Source organism: Bradyrhizobium nivariense (assembly GCF_029846695.2).
In the GTDB taxonomy this organism is placed as follows: Bacteria; Pseudomonadota; Alphaproteobacteria; order Rhizobiales; family Xanthobacteraceae; genus Bradyrhizobium.
The window spans coordinates 18,468-36,879 of sequence record NZ_JARWCR020000016.1; the positions used below are offsets into that span (position 1 = coordinate 18,468).

Below are 18,412 nucleotides of genomic sequence, written 5' to 3' on the forward strand. Positions count from 1 at the left end.
GCGATTTCCATTCAATCCACGTCGAACTTGACGCCCTGGGCGAGCGGCAGGGTGCGGCCAAAATTGATCGTGTTGGTGGCGCGGCGCATGTAGGCCCTCCAGGCATCCGACCCGGATTCACGGCCGCCGCCGGTTTCCTTCTCGCCGCCGAATGCGCCGCCGATCTCGGCGCCCGAAGGGCCGATGTTCACATTGGCGATTCCGCAATCGGAGCCGCGCGCCGACAGGAAGGCTTCAGCCTCGCGCAGGTCATTGGTAAAGATCGAAGACGACAATCCCTGTGGGACGGCATTATGCAATTTGATCACGGCATCGAAGTCGCTGTATTTGATGACATAGAGGATCGGTGCAAAAGTCTCGCGCTCGACCGTCGCGGTCTGTCCGTCGATCTCGATCAACGCCGGCTGGACGTAGAACGCCGCATCCGCACCTGCGATGGCGACCCGCTCTCCGCCGACAATGGCAGCACCCGCGGCCTTGGCCTCGCCGATGGCGCGCTGCATCGATTCGTAGGCAAGGCCGTCAATGAGCGGGCCGACCAGATTGCCGGTGAGGGGATTGCCGACGGAGACGGACCGATAGACCTTCTTCAGACGCGGCACGAAGCTTTCATAGACGCTCTCGTGTACGAAGAGGCGGCGCAGCGTGGTGCAGCGCTGGCCCGCCGTGCCCATTGCCGCAAAGGCGACGCCGCGCAGCGTCAGGTCGAGATCGGCGGTCGGCGTCACCACCGCCGCGTTGTTGCCGCCGAGTTCGAGAATGGCGCGGGCGAAGCGTTGGGCGAGCTTCGGAGCGACGGCGCGTCCCATTTTGGTCGAACCGGTCGCCGAGACCAGGGGAACCAGGGTGTTGTCGACGAGGGCCTCACCGATCTCGCGTCCTCCCACCAGCACGGCGGACAATCCGTCGGGCGTTGCGCCACCGTCGGCCTTGAAACGGCTCATTGCGCGCCCGAACAGCGCTTCCGTCGCCAAAGCGGTGAGAGGGGTCTTTTCCGACGGCTTCCAGACGATGCTGTTGCCGCAGACCAGTGCCAGCGCGGCATTCCATGACCAAACCGCGACCGGAAAATTGAACGCTGAGATGATGCCGGTGACACCGAGCGGATGCCAGGTCTCCGCCATACGGTGCTCGTGGCGCTCGGTGGCGATCGTCAAGCCATAGAGCTGGCGGGAAAGCCCCACGGCGTAGTCGCAAATGTCGATCATCTCCTGGACTTCGCCGAGACCTTCGGACTCGATCTTGCCGGCCTCGATGGAAACCAGCCTTCCGAGGGCGCGCTTGTTGGCGCGCAGCTCTTCGCCAAGCAGCCGCACCAGTTCACCGCGCTTGGGAGCCGGGACCAGACGCCATTGCAGGAAAGCCGCGTGAGCCAGTTCGATGGCCGAGGTTGCGCCGGCGGCGTCGATCTCCCTGACATGCGCCACGGTTTCGCCGGTGATCGGGGTTTTCGCGACCAGCGTGCCACCGGTATATCTGACGGATTCGACGCCGAGCTCAACCAGAAGCGCGTCGACCTCCGCCTTGAGCGAGAGGATTTTGGCTTTGGCGGATTGATTGTCTGACATGAGGGACTCTTTCCGAGGGCTCGAGTTGATTTCAGAGGAGGGCTGCCGTCAGCAGTCGGCTGGAGACTCCTCGCTCGTCTTTCATCAGGCGCTCGCCTTGAAATGGATATGCGGCGATCCCAGCCGGATGAGCGACTGCTCCAGGGAGGCGCTTTCCGCGCGGGCGTAGAGCTCCAGTTCGTCGTGAACTTTTGCGCCGAGCCCTTGTTCGAAAGCTGCCCGGTTGGAATGCTCACCATAGTTGCGCTGTTGGTCGGTGCCGAGATTCGACTGGAATATACCGGCGGCGCTGACGGGAAGGAAATCCTCGTAGACGATCGGATCGAAGCGGAGAAATCCTTGTTCGACCAGGGCATCGATGGTGGCCGGCAGCCGATGGCGGCTTCCGGCGTCCATGCCGGCAGGCGTCGCGGAGTAGCGGAAGAACGCGAGCCCGCGGGAGCGAAGCGTTGCCCAGTCGTCCGGGAACGCCGCAAACCGCTTGGCGAGTTCCGCATCATAGTCGCGCGCGTTCGACCCGGCGGCACCAACCTGGACGCCGCGACGCACAGAGGCCAGCAGGGTGTCGTAAAGCTTGCGGCCCTTCAGCGTGAGGGCCACGCCGCGCTGCTCGATCTCGCCAAAGCGTGCGGTGTGCGTGCCGACGGCGCGCCCGCCGGTGCTATCCTCAAACAGGATTGCTTCTTCCAGCGCCTTGAAACTGGTCTGTCGCAGCAAGATTGCGCAATCGCGGCGCGGCGGCCCCTCGATCACGGCCTTCGGTATGATGCCGTATCTTGGCATCGCGGCCTGGGCGGCGTCGATGTCGAGCGTGCGCGGCGTCAGGTGATTGATGTGGGGGCCCTTGAAGCTGACGGCGTCGGCGATCAGCCGATGGGCGTCGTGAAGCTTCTTGTAGGTCTCGAGGCTGACGGTCGAATTGCCGTGCCACCGGAACGTCTCCAGCGCTTCGCGCACGAATTCCTCCGCCTGCGAGCGGGTCAGCCCACCGTCTGCTTCGAACACGCCGATCAGTTCAAGCGTGCGTGGCGTAAAGATCCTGCGCGCGGCGAGAATGCGGGCCGCTTCGGCCCGCAGCGCCGCATCCTCGATCAGTTCGAGGCGCAATTGGGAGGTGAAGACGCGGAACGGATTGCGGCGAAGCGCGCTATCGTCAATCGGCCGAAACGCCGTCGAATGCACCGGCACGCCTGCGGCGGACAAGTCGTAATACCCGACCGGGTACATTCCCATCACCGCAAACACCCGGCGAATCGTGAAGAGCTCGTCAGCGGTGCCGAGGCGGATAGCGCCGTGGCGCTCGATGTTCAGACGCTCCAGTTCCCCATTGCGGTCGAGGCGATCGCGCAGGTCTGGATCGTTCGCGAGCGTGTCGGCATTCACCTCACCGACCAGTTCGGTGAGGGTGCCGTATTGCGGGACCTCGGTCCGGAACATGTCCGACATGGCGCGTGAGAAGAACGTGCGGGTCTGGTCGGGATGGATGTGGTCGTGCGCGGACATTCGGACCTCGTGATCGCGGACGGGGGCGCCTTACAGCGTCATGCCCAGCCCGTAGAAAGGACAATAATCCGGCATTTTCAAACGATAGAAGTTCAAGAAGTCATTCCATCGATGAATGATAGGTGACTAACGCCAAAATGGCTGGGAGCTGATGGGCGAACTCGCGGACCTGACCGCGTCAGGTACGCTCCTTCAGCGGTCTGGCGCCGTTTCCGAAAGCAGCCATTCCCGGAAGGCAACAAGTGGCGGATGAGACGCCCGATCGGTCGGCCACACCAGGTAGTAGGCCTCGGCGCTTTTCATCGGCAGATCGAGCGCGCGCACCAGCTTGCCGGTGCTCAGTTCCTCCTCGATGAGAAATTCGGGAAGCAGCGCGATGCCGAGCCCGGAAATTGCCGCCTGTGACGCGGTGGCGAACTGATCCAGCAGCATGCCATGGACGGCATGGGCATCCACGCCGTGCAGCGTCAGCCATTGTTCCCAGGCGTCCGGCCGTGTCGTCAGATGCAGCAGCGGAGCTTTCCGGAGATCGCTGGCTTGCTTGAAACCATAGCGCTCTCGTAGCTCGGCACTGCATGCGGGGATCACGGTCTCCGACCGCAGCAACGCCAATTCTCCCCCTTGCCATTCCGGCCGCCCGAAATGGATCGCGGCGTCGACGGGCTCCAGCCTGAAGTCGAAATTCGATAGCCGCGTGACCAGGTTGATGGTGATGCCCGGGTTGCCCGCGAGGAATTTGGGAAGCCGCGGCGCCAGCCATCTGGTGCCGAAGGTCGGCAGGATGGCGAGCGTCAGCGTGCCGCCGAACGGATTGGCGCGCAGGTTGAGCGAGGCGGTGCTGATCTTGCGCAGCGCATCTCGGATCTCGCGGGCATAGGCGTCGCCACCCACGGTCAGGCGGATGGTCTGCCGTTCGCGATGAAACAGCTCGACCTCGAGCTGCTCTTCCAGCGCCTTGACCTGGCGGCTCACCGCGCCTTGCGTCAGCGACAGCTCTTTGGCGGCGGCCGTAATGCTTCCAGTCCGCGCCGCCGCTTCAAAGGCGGACAGCAGAGGCAGCGAAGGCAAAAAGCGGCGAGGGCCCTGCACATCATTCTCCAGCCGAATGAGGTCTTGACCAAACATCGCTTGGCCCGCCGCTGCCGGCAACGCTAGATTTCCGCCTGGCCTCGCCGTCAGAGCTTCGGCAACTCTTCAGCGGTCGGCGTTCAACTTGCCGAATTGGAATGAACCAGTCAACGCGCCTTCGGAAAACGCGACCTTGCGGGCGGCAACAGACGAGGACGTCGGAGACGATGCTAGACAACGCCAGATCCCACGGCCTCTGGGAATTGACCGCGCCGCCGCCGCCCGAAACCGCCGGGCTGGGTGGATCGATCAAGGTCGACACCGCCATCGTCGGCGGCGGATATACCGGACTCTCGGCGGCGCTCCATCTCGCAGAGGCAGGGGCCAACGTCGCGTTGCTGGAGGCGGTGGAGATCGGCTTTGGCGGGGCCGGCCGCAATGTCGGGCTGGTCAATGCCGGCATGTGGGTGATGCCGGATGTGCTCGCCGATGTACTCGGTGGCGATTATGGCGAGCGTTTGCTCGAGCTGCTGGGCGACGCCCCGAGGCTGGTGTTCGATCTCATCGACCGTCATCGTATTGAATGCGAGGTCGAGCGTGCCGGCACGCTGCATTGCGCCGTCGGTCCCCAAGGACTGAAGGAGCTCGAGCAGCGCGCCGCGCAGTGGAGCCGCCGTGGCGCACCGGTGGAGTTGTTGAACGCCGCCGACACCGCGGCAAAAATTGGTTCGTCGGCTTACGCCGGATCGCTGTGGGACCGGCGCGCGGGTACGATCCAGCCGCTGGCCTATGCGCGGGGCCTCGCCCGCGGCGCCCTGAACGCCGGCGCGAGGATATTCACCCGCAGCGCGGTCATCTCGGCCGAGCGAATTGACGGCAAATGGAAACTGCAAACCGCTGATGGTCACGTCATCGCCGACCGCGTGATCGTGGCCTCCGATGCCTATGCGACGGGGCCCTGGTCCGAAGTCAAAACGGAGCAGATCCATCTGCCCTATTTCAACTTCGCCACCCAGCCGCTGTCGGACAACATCCGCGCGTCCATTCTTCCCGAACGGCAGGGGGCCTGGGACACCAATGAGGTGCTGAGTTCGTTTCGCTTCGACCGCGCCGGCCGCCTTGTATTCGGAAGCTGCGGCGCGCTCCGAGGCACTGGTGCCGCGGTCCACCGATCTTGGGCAAAGCGGGCGCTCAAGAAACTATTCCCGCAAATCGGCGACATCAGATTCGAAGCCGAATGGTACGGCCTGATCGGGATGACCGACGATCACCTTCCGCGATTCCACAAGCTCGCAGAAAACGTGATCGGCTTCAGCGGCTACAACGGGCGCGGCATTGCGCCCGGCACGACGTTCGGACGTCTGCTTGCCCTCCACACACTCGGACAACTCGACGAGAAAGATCTGCCGCTTCCGGCATCGTCGCCGACGACGCCCAGCTTCCGCAGCGCCAAAACGGCCTATTACGAGGCCGGAGCGCAGCTCCTTCATCTGGTCCAGGCGCGGCGATAGATCCCGCATAAGATTTCGCAATGGCGACTAAAAAATCGTATCAGAAATTAGTTGACGATAGGAAACTTATGTTCAAAAGTGGTCCCGCAGCCTGGTCCAAGCCTAATTTTCCAATCCGGGATCCGGGCGTGTGCAGGGTAGAGGCATGACGGACGGTGCCGTTTACGCTCTGGAGACCCGCGGCCTCAGCCGCGAGTTCGGCGGCTTCTTCGCCGTCAATGGCGTCAACTTCCGGCTTGTCCGTAACAGCATGCACGTTGTCATCGGTCCCAACGGGGCCGGCAAGACCACCCTGTTCAACCTTCTGACGAAATACCTTCCGCCGTCGGCCGGCACCATCCTGCACGATGGTCATGACGTCACCCGCCTCAGCATGCCGGCAATGGCCAAGCGCAGCGTGGTGCGTTCGTTCCAGATCTCGGCGGTGTTCGCCGGACTGACCGTGCGCGAGAACATCGAGCTCGCGTTGCTGCCCGAGAATGGCCTCGCCTGGAATTTGCTCGGCCGGATTTCGCGTCATCGCGCGGTGCTGGATCGTGCGGACGCGCTGCTCGCGCGCTTTGACCTGTCGGAATATGCCGAGACGATGGCCGGCAGCCTTTCCTATGGCCGCAAGCGCGTGCTCGAACTGGCGACGACGCTCGCGCTTGAACCCAAGGTGCTGCTGCTCGACGAGCCGATGGCGGGACTGGGCCATGAAGATATCGGGCGCGTGACGCAATTGATCCGCGAGGCCGGCAAGGACCGCACGGTGTTGCTGGTCGAGCACAACATGAATGTGGTCGCCGAGCTCGCTGACACCATCACCGTGATGGTGCGCGGCGAGGTGCTGGCGGAAGGCAGCTATGCGGAGGTCTCGTCGCGCGCCGACGTGATGGCTGCCTATACGGGGCAAGCACATGGCTGAGACCCTCACGGTTGGCAATCTCCAGGGCTGGTACGGCGAGTCCAAAATTCTGCACGGAATGGACTTCAGCGTCCGGGCAGGGGAGGTGGTAACGCTGCTCGGTCGCAACGGGGCCGGCAAGACCACGACGCTGAAGGCGATTATGGGCCTGCTCGACAAGCGTTCGGGTTCGATCTCGCTCGACGGCTTCGAGATCATCGGGACCGCGCCCTATGACATCGCTCGCAAGGGAATCGCTTTCTGTCCGGAGGAGCGCGGCATCTTTGCTAGCCTGAGCGTACGCGAAAACCTGTTGCTGCCGCCGAAGGTGGCCGCCGGCGGCATGACGGTCGAGCAGATCCTCAACCTGTTTCCGAACCTGAAAGAACGCCTCGACAGCCAGGGAACCAAGCTGTCCGGCGGCGAGCAGCAGATGCTGGCGCTTGGGCGCATCCTGCGTACCGGCGCACGCATCCTGTTGCTCGACGAGCCGACTGAAGGCCTTGCTCCCGTCATCATCCGCCAGATCGGCCGGACCATCACCGAACTGAAGGCGCTCGGCTTCACCATCCTGCTGGTCGAGCAGAATGTCGGCTTTGCCGCCGGCCTCGCCGACCGGCACTACATCGTCGAACTCGGCCGCGTCGTCGAGGAAATTCCGGGCGCTGCCTTCGAAGGCAGGCTCGGTTCGCTCAAAAACTATCTCGGACTCTGACCAAAAGGGCATCATGACCACGATCCTTGGCGTCCCTTCCGCGGTCCTCTATGGCCAGCTCCTGCTCGGGCTGATCAACGGCGCCTTCTACGCCATGCTGAGCCTCGGGCTCGCGGTGATCTTCGGCATGATGAACATCGTGAACTTCGCCCATGGGGCGCAGTACATGATGGGCGCGATGGGCGCGTGGTTTCTGCTCAACTATCTCGGCATCGGCTATTGGTGGGCGTTGATCCTGGCTCCGCTCGCCATCGGCGCGATCGGCATCGTGATCGAGATGCTGCTGCTGCGACGCCTTTACAAGCTCGACAATCTCTATGGCATGCTGCTCACCTTCGGCCTCGCACTAATGGTGCAGGGCATGTTCAGCGACTGGTTCGGCTCTTCGGGTCAGCCCTATTCGATTCCGCAGGCGCTGATGGGGGGCCGCAATCTCGGCTTCATGTTCTTGCCGAACTATCGGGCCTGGGTGATCGCAGCCTCGGTCGTGGTCTGCCTCGGCACCTGGTACGTTGTCGAGCGGACCAAGCTTGGCGCCTATCTGCGCGCCGCGACCGAAAACCCGATGCTGGTTCAGGCTTTCGGTATCCGCGTTCCGCGCATGATCACGCTGACCTACGGCGCCGGCGTCGCGCTCGCTGCGCTGGCGGGCGTTCTCGCCGCGCCGATCTACCAGGTCAGCCCGGCGATGGGAGCGGATCTGTTGATTATCGTCTTCGCGGTGGTCGTGATCGGTGGCATGGGGTCAATCATGGGCTCGATCCTGACCGGCTTCCTCGTCGGCATCATCGAGGGCCTGACAAAGGCCTTTTATCCCGAAGCCTCGACGACGGTTGTCTTCGTGGTGATGGCGGTGGTGCTGCTGATCCGGCCGGCGGGGCTGTTCGGATCAAAGCCCGAGCCCGCGCAGGGGCAACCGCACTCCAGCCTGTCGGCGCCGGCACCTTCGGCGCGTACGCAAACCATGATCTTCCTGACGGTCGCCGCCTGCCTCGCGGCCGCACCGGTCGTGGTTTATCCCGGCTTCATGATGAAGGCGATGATCTTCGCCCTGTTCGCCTGCGCCTTCAACCTGATCGCCGGCTACGGCCGGCTGGTCTCGTTCGGCCACGCCATGTTCCTCGGCTCAGCCGGCTATGTCTGCGGTCATGCCGCGAAGATCTGGGGGCTGAACCCCGAGCTTGCCATTCTGGCGGGAACCGCGACCGCGGCGATGCTTGGCTTTGTCTCGGGCTGGCTCGCCATCCGCCGCAGCGGCATCTACTTCGCGATGGTGACACTGGCCTTCGCGCAGATGATCTATTTCGTCGCGCTCCAGGCACCCTTCACCGGCGGCGAGGACGGGCTGCAGGCGGTTCCGCGTGGCATGCTTTTCGGTCTGATCAACCTTTCGCGGCCCGCGAATCTCTACACGTTCGTGCTGGCGATATTCCTCGGCGGCTTCTTCCTGATCATGCGCCTGGTCGGCTCGCCGTTCGGACGCGTGCTGAAGGCGATCAGTGATCACGACGCACGCGCGCAGTCGCTCGGCTTTGATACAAGCCGCTACAAGCTCGTGGCCTTCACGCTCTCGGCGGCGCTGGCGGGGCTTGCAGGCTCGACCAAGGCAATCGTCAGCCAGATCGCCAGCCTGACCGACGTCCACTGGTCGATGTCGGGCGAAGTGTTGCTGATGACGTTTCTCGGCGGCGTCGGCACGCTCTACGGTCCGCTCGTCGGCGCTTTCATCGTCGTCGCCATGCAGAACTATCTGACAGCCTTCGGACAATGGGTCACCGTCATTCACGGCCTGATCTTCATCGTCTGCGTGCTCGCCTTCCGGCGCGGAATCGTCGGTGAACTGATCGAGCTCTGGCACCGCCCGCGCCGAACACCAGTGACGACACCAGCAGTGCTTCGCAAAGTGGCGGTCGCGCCGCAGGAATGAACCAAAATGAACCGAGACGTCTCGACAAGGAAACTTCGCCATCCGGGGAAGTAGACAGGATTGAACCAGACCCCGCTTGGAAGAGCGGGCTGACAACAGGGGGATAGATCATGCAACAGATGCCTTCCAAACTTCTGCGCGGGGTCGCGACCGCGCTCTGCCTCGGCTCGCTCGTGGTCGCCGGCCAGGCTACGGCCCAGGTCAGCGACGATGTCGTCAAGATCGGTGTGCTGACCGACATGTCCGGCCAGTATTCCGATCTGAACGGGCCGGGCTCGCTGCTGGCGGCGCAGATGGCGGCCACGGACTTCGGCGGCAAGGTGCTCGGCAAGCCGATCGAGATCGTCGGCGCCGACCATCTTCAGAAGGCCGACGTCGGCGTCGGCATCGCCCGGCGCTGGATCGAGAACGAGAAGGTGGATGCGATCTCGGATGTCACCAACAGCGCCGTCGCGCTCGCGATCCAGCAGTTGACGCGCGAGAGCAATCGTGTGGCGCTGTTCTCGTCGCCGGCCACGACGGACCTGACTGGCAAACAGTGCTCGCCCACCGGTTTTCACTGGGTCTACGACAATTATTCGAACGCGGTCGGACCGCTGAAAGCCCTGATCGACAAGGGCAACGACACCTATTACATCATTACCGCGGACTTCGCCTTCGGACATTCGCTCGAGAAGATCGCGAGCGAGGCGATCAAGGCGAACGGGGGCAAGGTCCTGGGCACCATCCGCCATCCCTTCGGCGCAGCCGATCTCTCACCTTTCCTGCTGCCGGCGCAGGCATCGAAAGCGAAGGTCATCCTGCTCGCCACCGCCGGCAAGGATATGACGACGGCGATCAAGCAGGCCAATGAGTTCGGCATCATCGCAGGCGGCCAAGCCATCGCCGCGCCGGTCGTGTTTATTACCGACGTCCACTCCCTCGGCCTGCCGACCGCGCAGGGCATCTCGTTCGTCGAGGGTTTCTACTGGGACCAGAACGACGAGACGCGCGCCTTCGCCAAACGCTTCTTCGCGACCCGCAAGACGATGCCGACGTCAGTGCATGCCGGCGTCTATTCCTCGATCACGCACTATCTCAAGGCGATCCAGGCCGCGGGTACCGACGAGGCCAAGGCCGTGGCCGCCAAGATGCGCGAGCTGCCGGTCAACGACTTCTTCGCCAAGGACGGCAAGGTGCGCGAGGACGGCCGCATGGTCCACAACATGCTGCTCGTCGAGGTCAAGAAACCTTCCGAATCGAAGCAGCCATGGGACTACTATAATGTCCTGGCGACCGTTCCCGGCGAGCAGGCCTTCCAGTCTCTTGCCCAGAGTGAATGCCCGTACGTCAAGAAGTGAGGCAAGGTCCCGGCGCTGCCCGCCGCCGGGACCATACCTCCGCGACAAAAGGGAGAGACCTGCGATGAAGAAGACTGCGACGCGATCGTCGCCGAGGGAGGCTGCGGCAACCGAAGTCGTGCCGGCCCGCTTCTCGGCCGACGCCGCGCCGGCCGAGGCAAACGACGACCTCGGCCACAGGTTGAAGCGCGTACGGACCGACAAGGGGTGGACGCTGAAAGAGGTGAGCGAGCGCACCGGGGTCGCGCGCTCGACCCTGTCGAAGATCGAGAACGGCCAGATGTCGCCGACCTATGATGTGCTACAGAAGATCACGCGCGGTATCGATCTCGACATCGTCGAACTGTTCGATCAGCGCCGCCAGAACGCGCCCGTCGGCCGCCGCAGCGTCACGCGCAGCGGTGAGGGCAAGCCGCATCGGACCGGCACCTACGATTTCGAGGTGTTGGCGACCGACCTTTCGCAAAAACATATCCTGCCTTTCAAGGCGCGGATCAGGGCGCGACGCCTGGACGAGTTCCCCGGCTGGGTGCGTCATGAGGGCGAGGAGTTCTTGTGCGTTTTGTCCGGCTCCGTCCAGGTCTTCACGGAATTCTACGCCCCCGTCACGCTCGGGGTCGGTGACAGCACCTATTTCGACAGCAAGATGGGCCACGCCGTTGTCTCGTTGAGCAAGGAGGATGCCGAGGTCATCTGGATATGCACCGGCATCACCGCACTCTCATGATTTTGTAAGACAGGAACAATAGTGATGCTGCGCAGCTATTCCGCTGCCGAAGTCCATGCCGCGCTGGGCTATCCCGAGCTGATCGAGGCACTGAGGGCGGCTTTCAAGCGCGACGGCGAACCGATGCCGTTGCGGCAGGCCTATGAGGTCGGCGTCGATGGAACGCCGGCGCGTCTTCTGACGATGCCGGCCTGGATTCGCGGCGAAGCCCTCGGCGTCAAGCTCGTCACGGTGTTTCCGCAGAATGCCGAGCGCGGTCTCGGCGCGGTGTCGTCGCTTTATTTCCTGCTCGACGGTGCGACCGGCCAGCCGCGTGCGACGATCGACGGCGAGGCGCTGACCAACCGCCGCACGGCCGCCGCGTCAGCACTCGCATCCGATTATCTGTCGCGCGCGGATAGCCGCACGCTGCTTGTCGTCGGAACCGGCCATGTCGCTAGTCATCTCGCCGCCGCTCATCGTGCCGTACGCCCGATCGAGAAGGTGTTGGTCTGGGGACGCAATCCGGAGCGCGCGCGGGCCCTGGCCGACGCGCTTGCCCGGCAGGGTGCGAACGCAGTTCCGGTGGCTGACCTTGCCGAGGCTGTGCCGCAGGCCGACATCGTGAGCTGCGCCACGACGTCGACCGCACCTCTGGTCAAAGGCGCATGGTTGCGGCCGGGAACCCATCTCGATCTGGTCGGCGCCTTTACGCCGCAGATGCGCGAAAGCGACGACGCGGCTATTTCGCGCAGCCGCGTCTTCATCGATACCTATCCTGGCGCGCTCGCCGAAGCGGGCGACCTGCTGCAACCCATCGCCGCCGGAAACTGGAACGCCGACAGGATCTGTGGCGATCTCCATGAACTGACAAAGGGCGCCAAGCAAGGCCGCCTTGACCGTGACGATATCACCCTGTTCAAGTCGGTGGGCGCGGCGATCGAGGATCTCGCGGCCGCGAGCTTGCTGGTGAGTAAGGCCAAAACGAGTTCATATGCGCGGCCTCCGGAGCGAGGATGCGCGGCAACGAAGGCCTGACGATGTCTACGCAGGAAAAGCCTGGCTTCTGCACGCTCTGCCGCTCCCGCTGCGGCACGATCAACGTCGTCGAGGATGACAGGCTCGTCGCGGTGCGGCCGAACCCGGTTCATCCAACCGGCAAGGCAATATGTCCAAAGGGCAGGGCCGCGCCGGAGATCGCGCATTCGGCCCGCCGCCTCAAGACGCCATTACGACGCACCGCGCCGAAGGGAGCCGCCGATCCCGGCTTCGTGCCGATCTCCTGGGACGAGGCGCTGACCGAGATCGCCGAGCGGCTGGGGCGCTACCGCGAGGAGACCGGGGCGGAATCGGTCGCGTTCGCGGTGACCTCCGGCTCCTCGTCCTCGACATCCGACAGCCTTGACTGGATCCAGCGCTTCATCCGCGGCTTCGGCAGCCCGAATAATTGCTTTTCGACCGAGATCTGCAATTGGCACAAGGACCACGCCCACGCCTTCACCTTTGGCTGTGCCCTGCCGACGCCAGACTATCGCCATTCCGAACTGATCCTGCTCTGGGGCCACAACCCCGCCAATGTCTGGCTAGCTCAGGCGGAGGCGATCAGCGCCGCACGGGCGAAGGGCGCCAAGCTCGCGGTGATCGACCCGCGCCGGACCGGCTCGGCGCGCGACGCGGATCTGTGGCTGCGCATCCGCCCCGGCACCGATGCGGCGCTGGCGCTCGGCCTCGCGCGTTGGCTCATCGTCAATCAGGCCTATGACGCCGACTTCGTGCGGCATTGGACCAACGCTGCCTTCCTGATCCGCGACAGCGACGGTTGCTTCCTGCGGGCCAGCGATATCGGGCTTGAAGGCGACGGCTTTCTGGTCTGGGACGCGGTCGCGGGCGAAGCGGTGGCGGCCGAGGGCGGGCTCGCGACCGCAGCGCTCGAAGGATGCTTCGATGTCATCGGCCCTCAAGGCCCTATCGCCTGCCGCACCGGCTTCGATCACTATGTCGCGGCAGCGGAGCCCTACGATCCCACAGCGGTCGAGCGCATCACCGCCATCCCGGCGGCGCAAGTTGAGGAACTTGCGGCCACGATCTCTAAGGCATCATCGGTCTGCTATCACGGCTGGACCGGCCTTGGACAGCACAGCAATGCCTCGCAGACCGAACGCGCCGTCGCAACGCTCTATGCCTTGACCGGCCATTTCGATGCGCCGGGCGGCAATGTCAGGATGCCGAGCCTTCCGGTGCCGTCGCTGCATTCCATGGCGATGATTCCACCAGAAGCGCGAGCACGCACGCTCGGGCTGTCGGAACGGCCGCTCGGGCCGCCGGCCGACGGCTGGATCACCTCCACCGATTTCTACGACGCGGCGCTGACCGGGAAACCTTACCGCGTGCGCGCGTTGTTCGCGTTCGGCTCCAATTTGCTGGTCTCGCATCCGGCGCCGGAGCGCGGACGTGAGGCGCTGAAGGCGCTCGACTTCCAGGTCCATTGCGATTTGTTCCTGAACCCCACCGCCGAGATGGCTGATATCGTGCTGCCGGTGTCGAGCCCCTGGGAGCACGAGGCATTGCGCCTCGGCTTCGAGATCTCGCCCGAGGCGCAGGAACTGGTGCAGCTGCGCCCGCAAATGATTCCGCGTCAGGGCGAAGCCCGTTCGGATATGTGGATCGTGTTTCAACTCGCCACGCGGCTCGGCATGGGCGAGCTTTTCTTTGATGGCGATGTCGAGAGGGGCTTTGAGCATCTGCTCGCCCCGCTCGGCCTCGATCTGCAAGCACTGCGGGCGAGGCCCGAAGGCATTCGTGTGCCGCTCAAGCACGGCCATCGCAAATACCAGACGACCGGCTTCGCCACGCAGACCGGCAAGGCCGAGCTCTATTCGGAACTGCTGCATCGCCACGGTTATCCGGCGGTGCCGCGCTTCGTCGAGCCGGCCGAGCGGCGCAGTGATGCGTTTCCGCTGACGCTGTTTTCCGCCAATACCGGTTATTTCTGCCACAGCCAACATCGCGGCATCAATTCGCTGCGCCGCAAGCGCGCCGAGCCGACCGCTGAGATCCATCCCGAACTCGCCCGCCGCAAGAATATCCTGGAGGGTGACTGGATGTTGGTGCGCAGCCGTATGGGCACGATCCGGATGCGCGCGGCCTTCAACGAAGCGCTCGCGCAGGACGTCGTGGCGAGCGATTATGGCTGGTGGCAGCCTGCGCCGGATCTCGGCCTGCAGGGCTATCTGCCGGACGAGACCCGGCTTGTCGGCGCCAGCTTCAACGCCATCATCTCGGAACGCGGGCGCGATCCCCTGAGCGGGTCGCTGGCGCTGCGCTCCTTTGCCGGCGATGTCGAACGTGACGAAAGCACCGCTTGGCAGGGCTGGCGCTCCTTCGTCGTCGCGGAGCGCCGCGAGGAATGCGCCGATGTGGTGGGGCTGACGTTACGGCCAGTCGATGGTGGCCCAATTCCGGCCTTCCGGCCAGGCCAATTTGTTAGCCTTCGGATTGGCGAGGCGATCCGCTCGTACTCGCTCACCGGGGCCGCGATCCCTGCGCCCGATGCCTATCGGATCGGTGTCAGGCACATTGAAGGCGGGCAGGTCTCGACGGCGGTCAGGCACGATCTCGCACCGGGCGACACCGTCGAATTGCAGTCACCGAAGGGCGGCTTCGTGCTGCCGTTGCGCAACGAGTTTCCGATCGTCTTGATTGCCGGCGGCATCGGCATCACGCCGTTCCTATCCTATCTCGAAACGCTCGAGGGCGGCGCCGACGAGCCACGCGTCACGCTGCATTATGGCTGCCGGAATAGCGAAAGCCGTCCGTTCCATCAACGGCTTGAAGCGTTGCAGCAGAGGCTGCCGAACCTGACGCTCGTCACGCATCTGAGCTGCCCACGGAGCGGCGATCGATTCGATCGGCTCGGCCGGTTCACCGTGTCGGACATCGACGCGGGATTGCTCCGCGAGCGCGCGCGGATCTACATGTGCGCGTCGGATGAGATGATGGACGAGGTCGGCGCGGACCTGCAGGCGCGCGGTGTACCAGTCTTCGAGATTTTCAAGGAGCGCTTCCGCTCGCCCGCGCCGCCCGCACTCGATGGCCTGATGTCGCGCCGAATCCATTTTGCCCGCTCGGGACGCACATTGACATGGTCGCCGCAGACGCCGCTGGCCAGCATTCTCGCGGTGGCGGAAAACGCTGGTATTGCGATTCCGAGCGGCTGCCGCGTCGGACAATGCGAGAGCTGCGTCGTGCCGATCAAAACCGGCGAGGTCCGCCATCTCGTCGATTGCCCGGAGTTGGATGACGGGCATTGCCTGACCTGTCAGGCCGTTCCACTTTCCGATCTCGTCATTGACGCATGACGAGGCTTGCGGAAGCCACCGCTTGGATCGCAACTATTTGCGAACGTCGGTCTCGATCGTTGGGCCTCCCCCGACCGGAACCCGCCGTCGATTGGCGGCGTGGTCCAGGTTCATCATATCCTTCACGTTCTATTGAGGTGTTTCTTGAACTACGCCGACGTTGCACTACGCCTGACCTATCATCAGCGCGTTCGATGAATTCGGACTTCATAACCAGTGGTTACGGAACGGCCGCGCACCCTGCGAGACGCGCGGGGGGCATGAACATATCTCAGCCTCTATGCGCATTGCCGTACGCAACAGCATCCTGTCTTGGCCCCTTCGCGCGATGATCTGAATCCCGAATGGAAGGCCGCTAGCGTTGCGGCCGCAGGGGATTGAAATCGCGGGCAGGCGCGCGTGATTGACGAATGGCGTGAAGGCGGCGTGAGCCCGAGGGGTTACTTCCTTGCCGTCGATCATTTTGGGGCCCAGTTGTACAAGGGGCCAAGCAGTACAGGGAACGGTCGGGGCTAGCAGAAGGTCGAACTCGCAAAAGAAGTCGGCGAACGCGGCTCTGATGGCGGTACTTGCGCCGAGTGCGGCCGCTACCTCCACTCCGCGCAACGACAGACCGCGTTCGATCTGATTGGCCACATCAGGGTCGAATTGCCCCGGATCCTTTTGGAAGGCAGCGCCGTAGAGCCTGGCAAGTCCCGCATGCTGCAGAGGCATTAGCGCCTCCTCGGTAGCACTTTGCGGCCAGATCGGGTCCCGACGGAAAATTCGCAGTCCCTTTTTGCCGAGATGCTCGACGACGGCCTCGAGCCTTTCGGCGATGACGGGATCGACAGGGATATCCAGCGCTAAATTCGGCGAGAATGCGATTCGCAAATCCGAGGAGCCTGCGTCACCGCTTTCAACCAATGCGGAATCAGAATCGCGGGCATCTGGACCTGCCATCGCCTCGAAGGCGAGAGCCGCGTCCGCGACGTTGCGGGCGATCGGTGCGATCACGGATATGTCGAAGAACGGCTCGGCGAACCCCGGGCCATATGGAATGGCACCATATGATGGCTTGAAGCCGACAACACCGACATGGGCCGGAGGACGCCGGCTTGAGCCGCCGGCGTCGGTGCCGATCGCCAGCGGTACAAGGTCAGCTGCGACGGCCGTTGCCGGACCGCCCGAGGAGCCACCGGGTGTCAATTCCGGATTGAGCGGATGTCGTGTCGGCCCGAACAGCAGCGACGTCGTCACGCCCTTGCAGGCGAATTCAGACGTGGCGCCCATGCCGACGACAATAGCTCCCGCCTGCTTCAATCGCTCGACGGCTATGGCGTCGCACGGCGCCACAAAGTCGGCAAAAAGCCGGGATCCCTGCGTGACCCGCCAGCCACCGACCCAGATATTGTCCTTGACCACAACGGGGACGCCGGCAAGGAGCATGCTTTCACCGAGCTGCAAGCGACGGTCAGTGTTGGCCGCGTCCGACAGTGACCGCTCGGCGTCAACAGTCACGACGGCGTTGAGCGCTGTGGCGGCCCCGATGCGATCCAGCGCCGCGCGGACGATTTCGACGGCTGACATGCGCCTGCTCGAAACTGCGGCGACGATGTCGTGCGCATTCATCGCGCGCCTCCCCGGAGTAGCGCTACCGTCCCACCAAACGCAAGGATCGCGAGGCCGATGAACGCGCCGGCAAGGCCGGCGAGGGTTTCAATGGCCGAAATCAGAACAGGCGTCACCAGCAAGCCCGCATACGAAGCTGTCAACACGGCTCCGGTCGTCTCGCCAATGCGGTCTTGCGGCGCAAGCCGGGCGACCTCCGCGAGAAAGATACCATTCCAGCCGCTTGCCGTCAGACCGAAAGCTGCTGCGAGCGAATACTGTCCCGCTTTGCCAAGCATGCCGCCCCATAGCCCGAACACCGCTGCGCAAACGGCCATTCCCAGTCCTAGGCCGATCAGGACTATGCGCGCGGAATTGATGCGCATCGCAAGGAAACCCCAGCCGAGCCGTCCGAACAAGCCGCCCGCTTGCGCGCAGGCCAGCGCGGCTCCGGCTTCGAGATGGCCGAGCCCGAGTTCGCGTACACCGAGCGAGACAAAGAAAGTGTTGAGAGCGAGCTGCATTCCACTAAAGGGAATCGAAGCCGCCGCGAGCGCTGCGATACGCCGGTCCGAGCTCACCAATGCCAGCCGTGCGCGGATGCCGAGTTGCGGAGGCGCTAGTGCTAGCCCTTTATATCGCGGGCGGAGCCATTCGAACACGATAATCCCGCCGATGGCACAGGCACCTACCGTTGCAAAGGACCACCGCGGGGCAAGCCAGATAGCGATAGCGGGCAACGCAAGCGAGCCGCAGACCGCACCAATCTGATTACCGGTCTGGCGCACCGAGAAGACCAGTGGACGTCGCTCACCGGTCACCAGTTTGCCCAGCAATGCCGCGCTGGCGGGTGTCTCGGGACCGAAGGCGAGGCCGAGACAAAGGCCTGCCAAAAGCAGGGCCGGACCTGATCCGAAGGCCGCGAGTGCCATGCTGGCGATCACCGCGCTGCCGCAGAGGGTTGCCATGCGCAGCGAGCCGACGCGGTTGATCAGGCCGCCCGTCCAAAACGATGTGACGACGCCGACGGCGAAGACGGCGGTGGAAAACATCGAGAGGCTGAGAATATCGAGGTGGGCGGAGGGTGCCACAGCCCCCGGTGCAAACAACGCGAGCGCGACCAGCGCCTGCAGCCACGTCATGGCCGCGAGTGCTGGCAAGAGTGCTGGCAAGAGTGCTGGCTGACCTGCCGTCGGTGCGTGTATCATCTGCCAGGTCTTGGCAGACCGGGAACCATAGG

Annotated in this window: 13 protein-coding genes and 1 pseudogene; 9 read left to right on the forward strand and 5 right to left on the reverse strand. The window is 63.9% G+C overall.

Annotation, left to right across the window (positions count from 1 at the left end; all coding sequences use genetic code 11):
- Positions 1-11: 11 nt before the first annotated feature.
- The 3 genes from amaB to QCM77_RS15340 all read right to left on the reverse strand — a co-directional run bounded on the left by amaB (position 12) and on the right by QCM77_RS15340 (position 4,196).
- Positions 12-1,568 carry an L-piperidine-6-carboxylate dehydrogenase gene (gene amaB, locus QCM77_RS15330; RefSeq protein WP_279684125.1) on the reverse strand — a complete coding sequence of 519 codons (1,557 nt, stop codon included), beginning with the start codon at positions 1,566-1,568 and terminating at the stop codon, positions 12-14.
- Between the two features lie 84 nt (positions 1,569-1,652).
- Positions 1,653-3,071: a 2-oxoadipate dioxygenase/decarboxylase HglS gene (gene hglS, locus QCM77_RS15335; protein WP_279684126.1), complete on the reverse strand. Its 1,419-nt coding sequence runs from the start codon at positions 3,069-3,071 to the stop codon at positions 1,653-1,655.
- A 192-nt stretch (positions 3,072-3,263) separates the two neighbouring features.
- Complete coding sequence (locus tag QCM77_RS15340; RefSeq protein WP_279684195.1) at positions 3,264-4,196, reverse strand: LysR family transcriptional regulator; 933 nt, start codon at positions 4,194-4,196, stop codon at positions 3,264-3,266.
- Positions 4,197-4,366: 170 nt separating this feature from the next.
- Here QCM77_RS15340 and QCM77_RS15345 point away from each other — a divergent pair, with 170 nt between their 5' ends.
- The 9 genes and pseudogenes from QCM77_RS15345 (at position 4,367) to QCM77_RS15385 (ending at position 15,582) form a co-directional block, all read left to right on the forward strand.
- The gene (locus QCM77_RS15345) at positions 4,367-5,650 is read left to right on the forward strand and encodes an NAD(P)/FAD-dependent oxidoreductase (protein WP_279684127.1); all 1,284 of its coding nucleotides are present in this window, start codon (positions 4,367-4,369) and stop codon (positions 5,648-5,650) included.
- A 145-nt stretch (positions 5,651-5,795) separates the two neighbouring features.
- A complete protein-coding gene (locus tag QCM77_RS15350; protein ID WP_279684128.1) occupies positions 5,796-6,557 on the forward strand; it encodes an ABC transporter ATP-binding protein in 762 nt (253 codons plus the stop codon).
- On the forward strand, positions 6,550-7,251 hold the full coding sequence (locus QCM77_RS15355; RefSeq protein ID WP_279684129.1) for an ABC transporter ATP-binding protein: 702 nt from the start codon (positions 6,550-6,552) through the stop codon (positions 7,249-7,251). The genes QCM77_RS15350 and QCM77_RS15355 overlap by 8 nt, the downstream gene beginning before the upstream one ends.
- A gap of 13 nt (positions 7,252-7,264) precedes the next feature.
- Positions 7,265-8,140: pseudogene (locus QCM77_RS15360) on the forward strand (branched-chain amino acid ABC transporter permease); the annotation flags it as partial.
- Between the two features lie 141 nt (positions 8,141-8,281).
- Positions 8,282-9,178, forward strand: coding sequence for a branched-chain amino acid ABC transporter permease (locus tag QCM77_RS15365; protein WP_347882378.1), 897 nt, complete (start codon positions 8,282-8,284; stop codon positions 9,176-9,178).
- A 119-nt stretch (positions 9,179-9,297) separates the two neighbouring features.
- On the forward strand, positions 9,298-10,518 hold the full coding sequence (locus QCM77_RS15370; RefSeq protein ID WP_462804325.1) for an ABC transporter substrate-binding protein: 1,221 nt from the start codon (positions 9,298-9,300) through the stop codon (positions 10,516-10,518).
- Positions 10,519-10,582: 64 nt separating this feature from the next.
- Positions 10,583-11,245 (forward strand): helix-turn-helix domain-containing protein, encoded by a 663-nt coding sequence (locus QCM77_RS15375; RefSeq protein ID WP_279659722.1) that lies wholly within the window; start codon positions 10,583-10,585, stop codon positions 11,243-11,245.
- A 24-nt stretch (positions 11,246-11,269) separates the two neighbouring features.
- Positions 11,270-12,262 (forward strand): bifunctional Delta(1)-pyrroline-2-carboxylate/Delta(1)-piperideine-2-carboxylate reductase, encoded by a 993-nt coding sequence (lhpI, locus tag QCM77_RS15380; protein ID WP_347882371.1) that lies wholly within the window; start codon positions 11,270-11,272, stop codon positions 12,260-12,262.
- Positions 12,241-15,582: a molybdopterin-dependent oxidoreductase gene (locus QCM77_RS15385; protein ID WP_279684132.1), complete on the forward strand. Its 3,342-nt coding sequence runs from the start codon at positions 12,241-12,243 to the stop codon at positions 15,580-15,582. The genes lhpI and QCM77_RS15385 overlap by 22 nt, the downstream gene beginning before the upstream one ends.
- A 207-nt stretch (positions 15,583-15,789) precedes the next feature.
- Here the strand turns inward: QCM77_RS15385 and QCM77_RS15390 are convergent, their stop codons facing one another.
- Positions 15,790-17,193 (reverse strand): amidase, encoded by a 1,404-nt coding sequence (locus tag QCM77_RS15390; protein WP_279684133.1) that lies wholly within the window; start codon positions 17,191-17,193, stop codon positions 15,790-15,792.
- Positions 17,190-18,380: an MFS transporter gene (locus tag QCM77_RS15395; protein ID WP_279684134.1), complete on the reverse strand. Its 1,191-nt coding sequence runs from the start codon at positions 18,378-18,380 to the stop codon at positions 17,190-17,192. The genes QCM77_RS15390 and QCM77_RS15395 overlap by 4 nt, the downstream gene beginning before the upstream one ends.
- Positions 18,381-18,412 lie beyond the last annotated feature (32 nt).

Excerpts from the sequence above, each read along its gene's own strand:
- amaB (WP_279684125.1), bottom strand. The coding sequence starts at position 1,568 with ATGTCAGACAATCAATCCGCCAAAGCCAAAATCCTCTCGCTCAAGGCG.
- hglS (WP_279684126.1), bottom strand. The coding sequence starts at position 3,071 with ATGTCCGCGCACGACCACATCCATCCCGACCAGACCCGCACGTTCTTC.
- QCM77_RS15340 (WP_279684195.1), bottom strand. The coding sequence starts at position 4,196 with ATGTTTGGTCAAGACCTCATTCGGCTGGAGAATGATGTGCAGGGCCCT.
- QCM77_RS15345 (WP_279684127.1), top strand. The coding sequence starts at position 4,367 with ATGCTAGACAACGCCAGATCCCACGGCCTCTGGGAATTGACCGCGCCG.
- QCM77_RS15350 (WP_279684128.1), top strand. The coding sequence starts at position 5,796 with ATGACGGACGGTGCCGTTTACGCTCTGGAGACCCGCGGCCTCAGCCGC.
- QCM77_RS15355 (WP_279684129.1), top strand. The coding sequence starts at position 6,550 with ATGGCTGAGACCCTCACGGTTGGCAATCTCCAGGGCTGGTACGGCGAG.
- QCM77_RS15365 (WP_347882378.1), top strand. The coding sequence starts at position 8,282 with ATGAAGGCGATGATCTTCGCCCTGTTCGCCTGCGCCTTCAACCTGATC.
- QCM77_RS15370 (WP_462804325.1), top strand. The coding sequence starts at position 9,298 with ATGCCTTCCAAACTTCTGCGCGGGGTCGCGACCGCGCTCTGCCTCGGC.
- QCM77_RS15375 (WP_279659722.1), top strand. The coding sequence starts at position 10,583 with ATGAAGAAGACTGCGACGCGATCGTCGCCGAGGGAGGCTGCGGCAACC.
- lhpI (WP_347882371.1), top strand. The coding sequence starts at position 11,270 with ATGCTGCGCAGCTATTCCGCTGCCGAAGTCCATGCCGCGCTGGGCTAT.
- QCM77_RS15385 (WP_279684132.1), top strand. The coding sequence starts at position 12,241 with ATGCGCGGCAACGAAGGCCTGACGATGTCTACGCAGGAAAAGCCTGGC.
- QCM77_RS15390 (WP_279684133.1), bottom strand. The coding sequence starts at position 17,193 with ATGAATGCGCACGACATCGTCGCCGCAGTTTCGAGCAGGCGCATGTCA.
- QCM77_RS15395 (WP_279684134.1), bottom strand. The coding sequence starts at position 18,380 with ATGATACACGCACCGACGGCAGGTCAGCCAGCACTCTTGCCAGCACTC.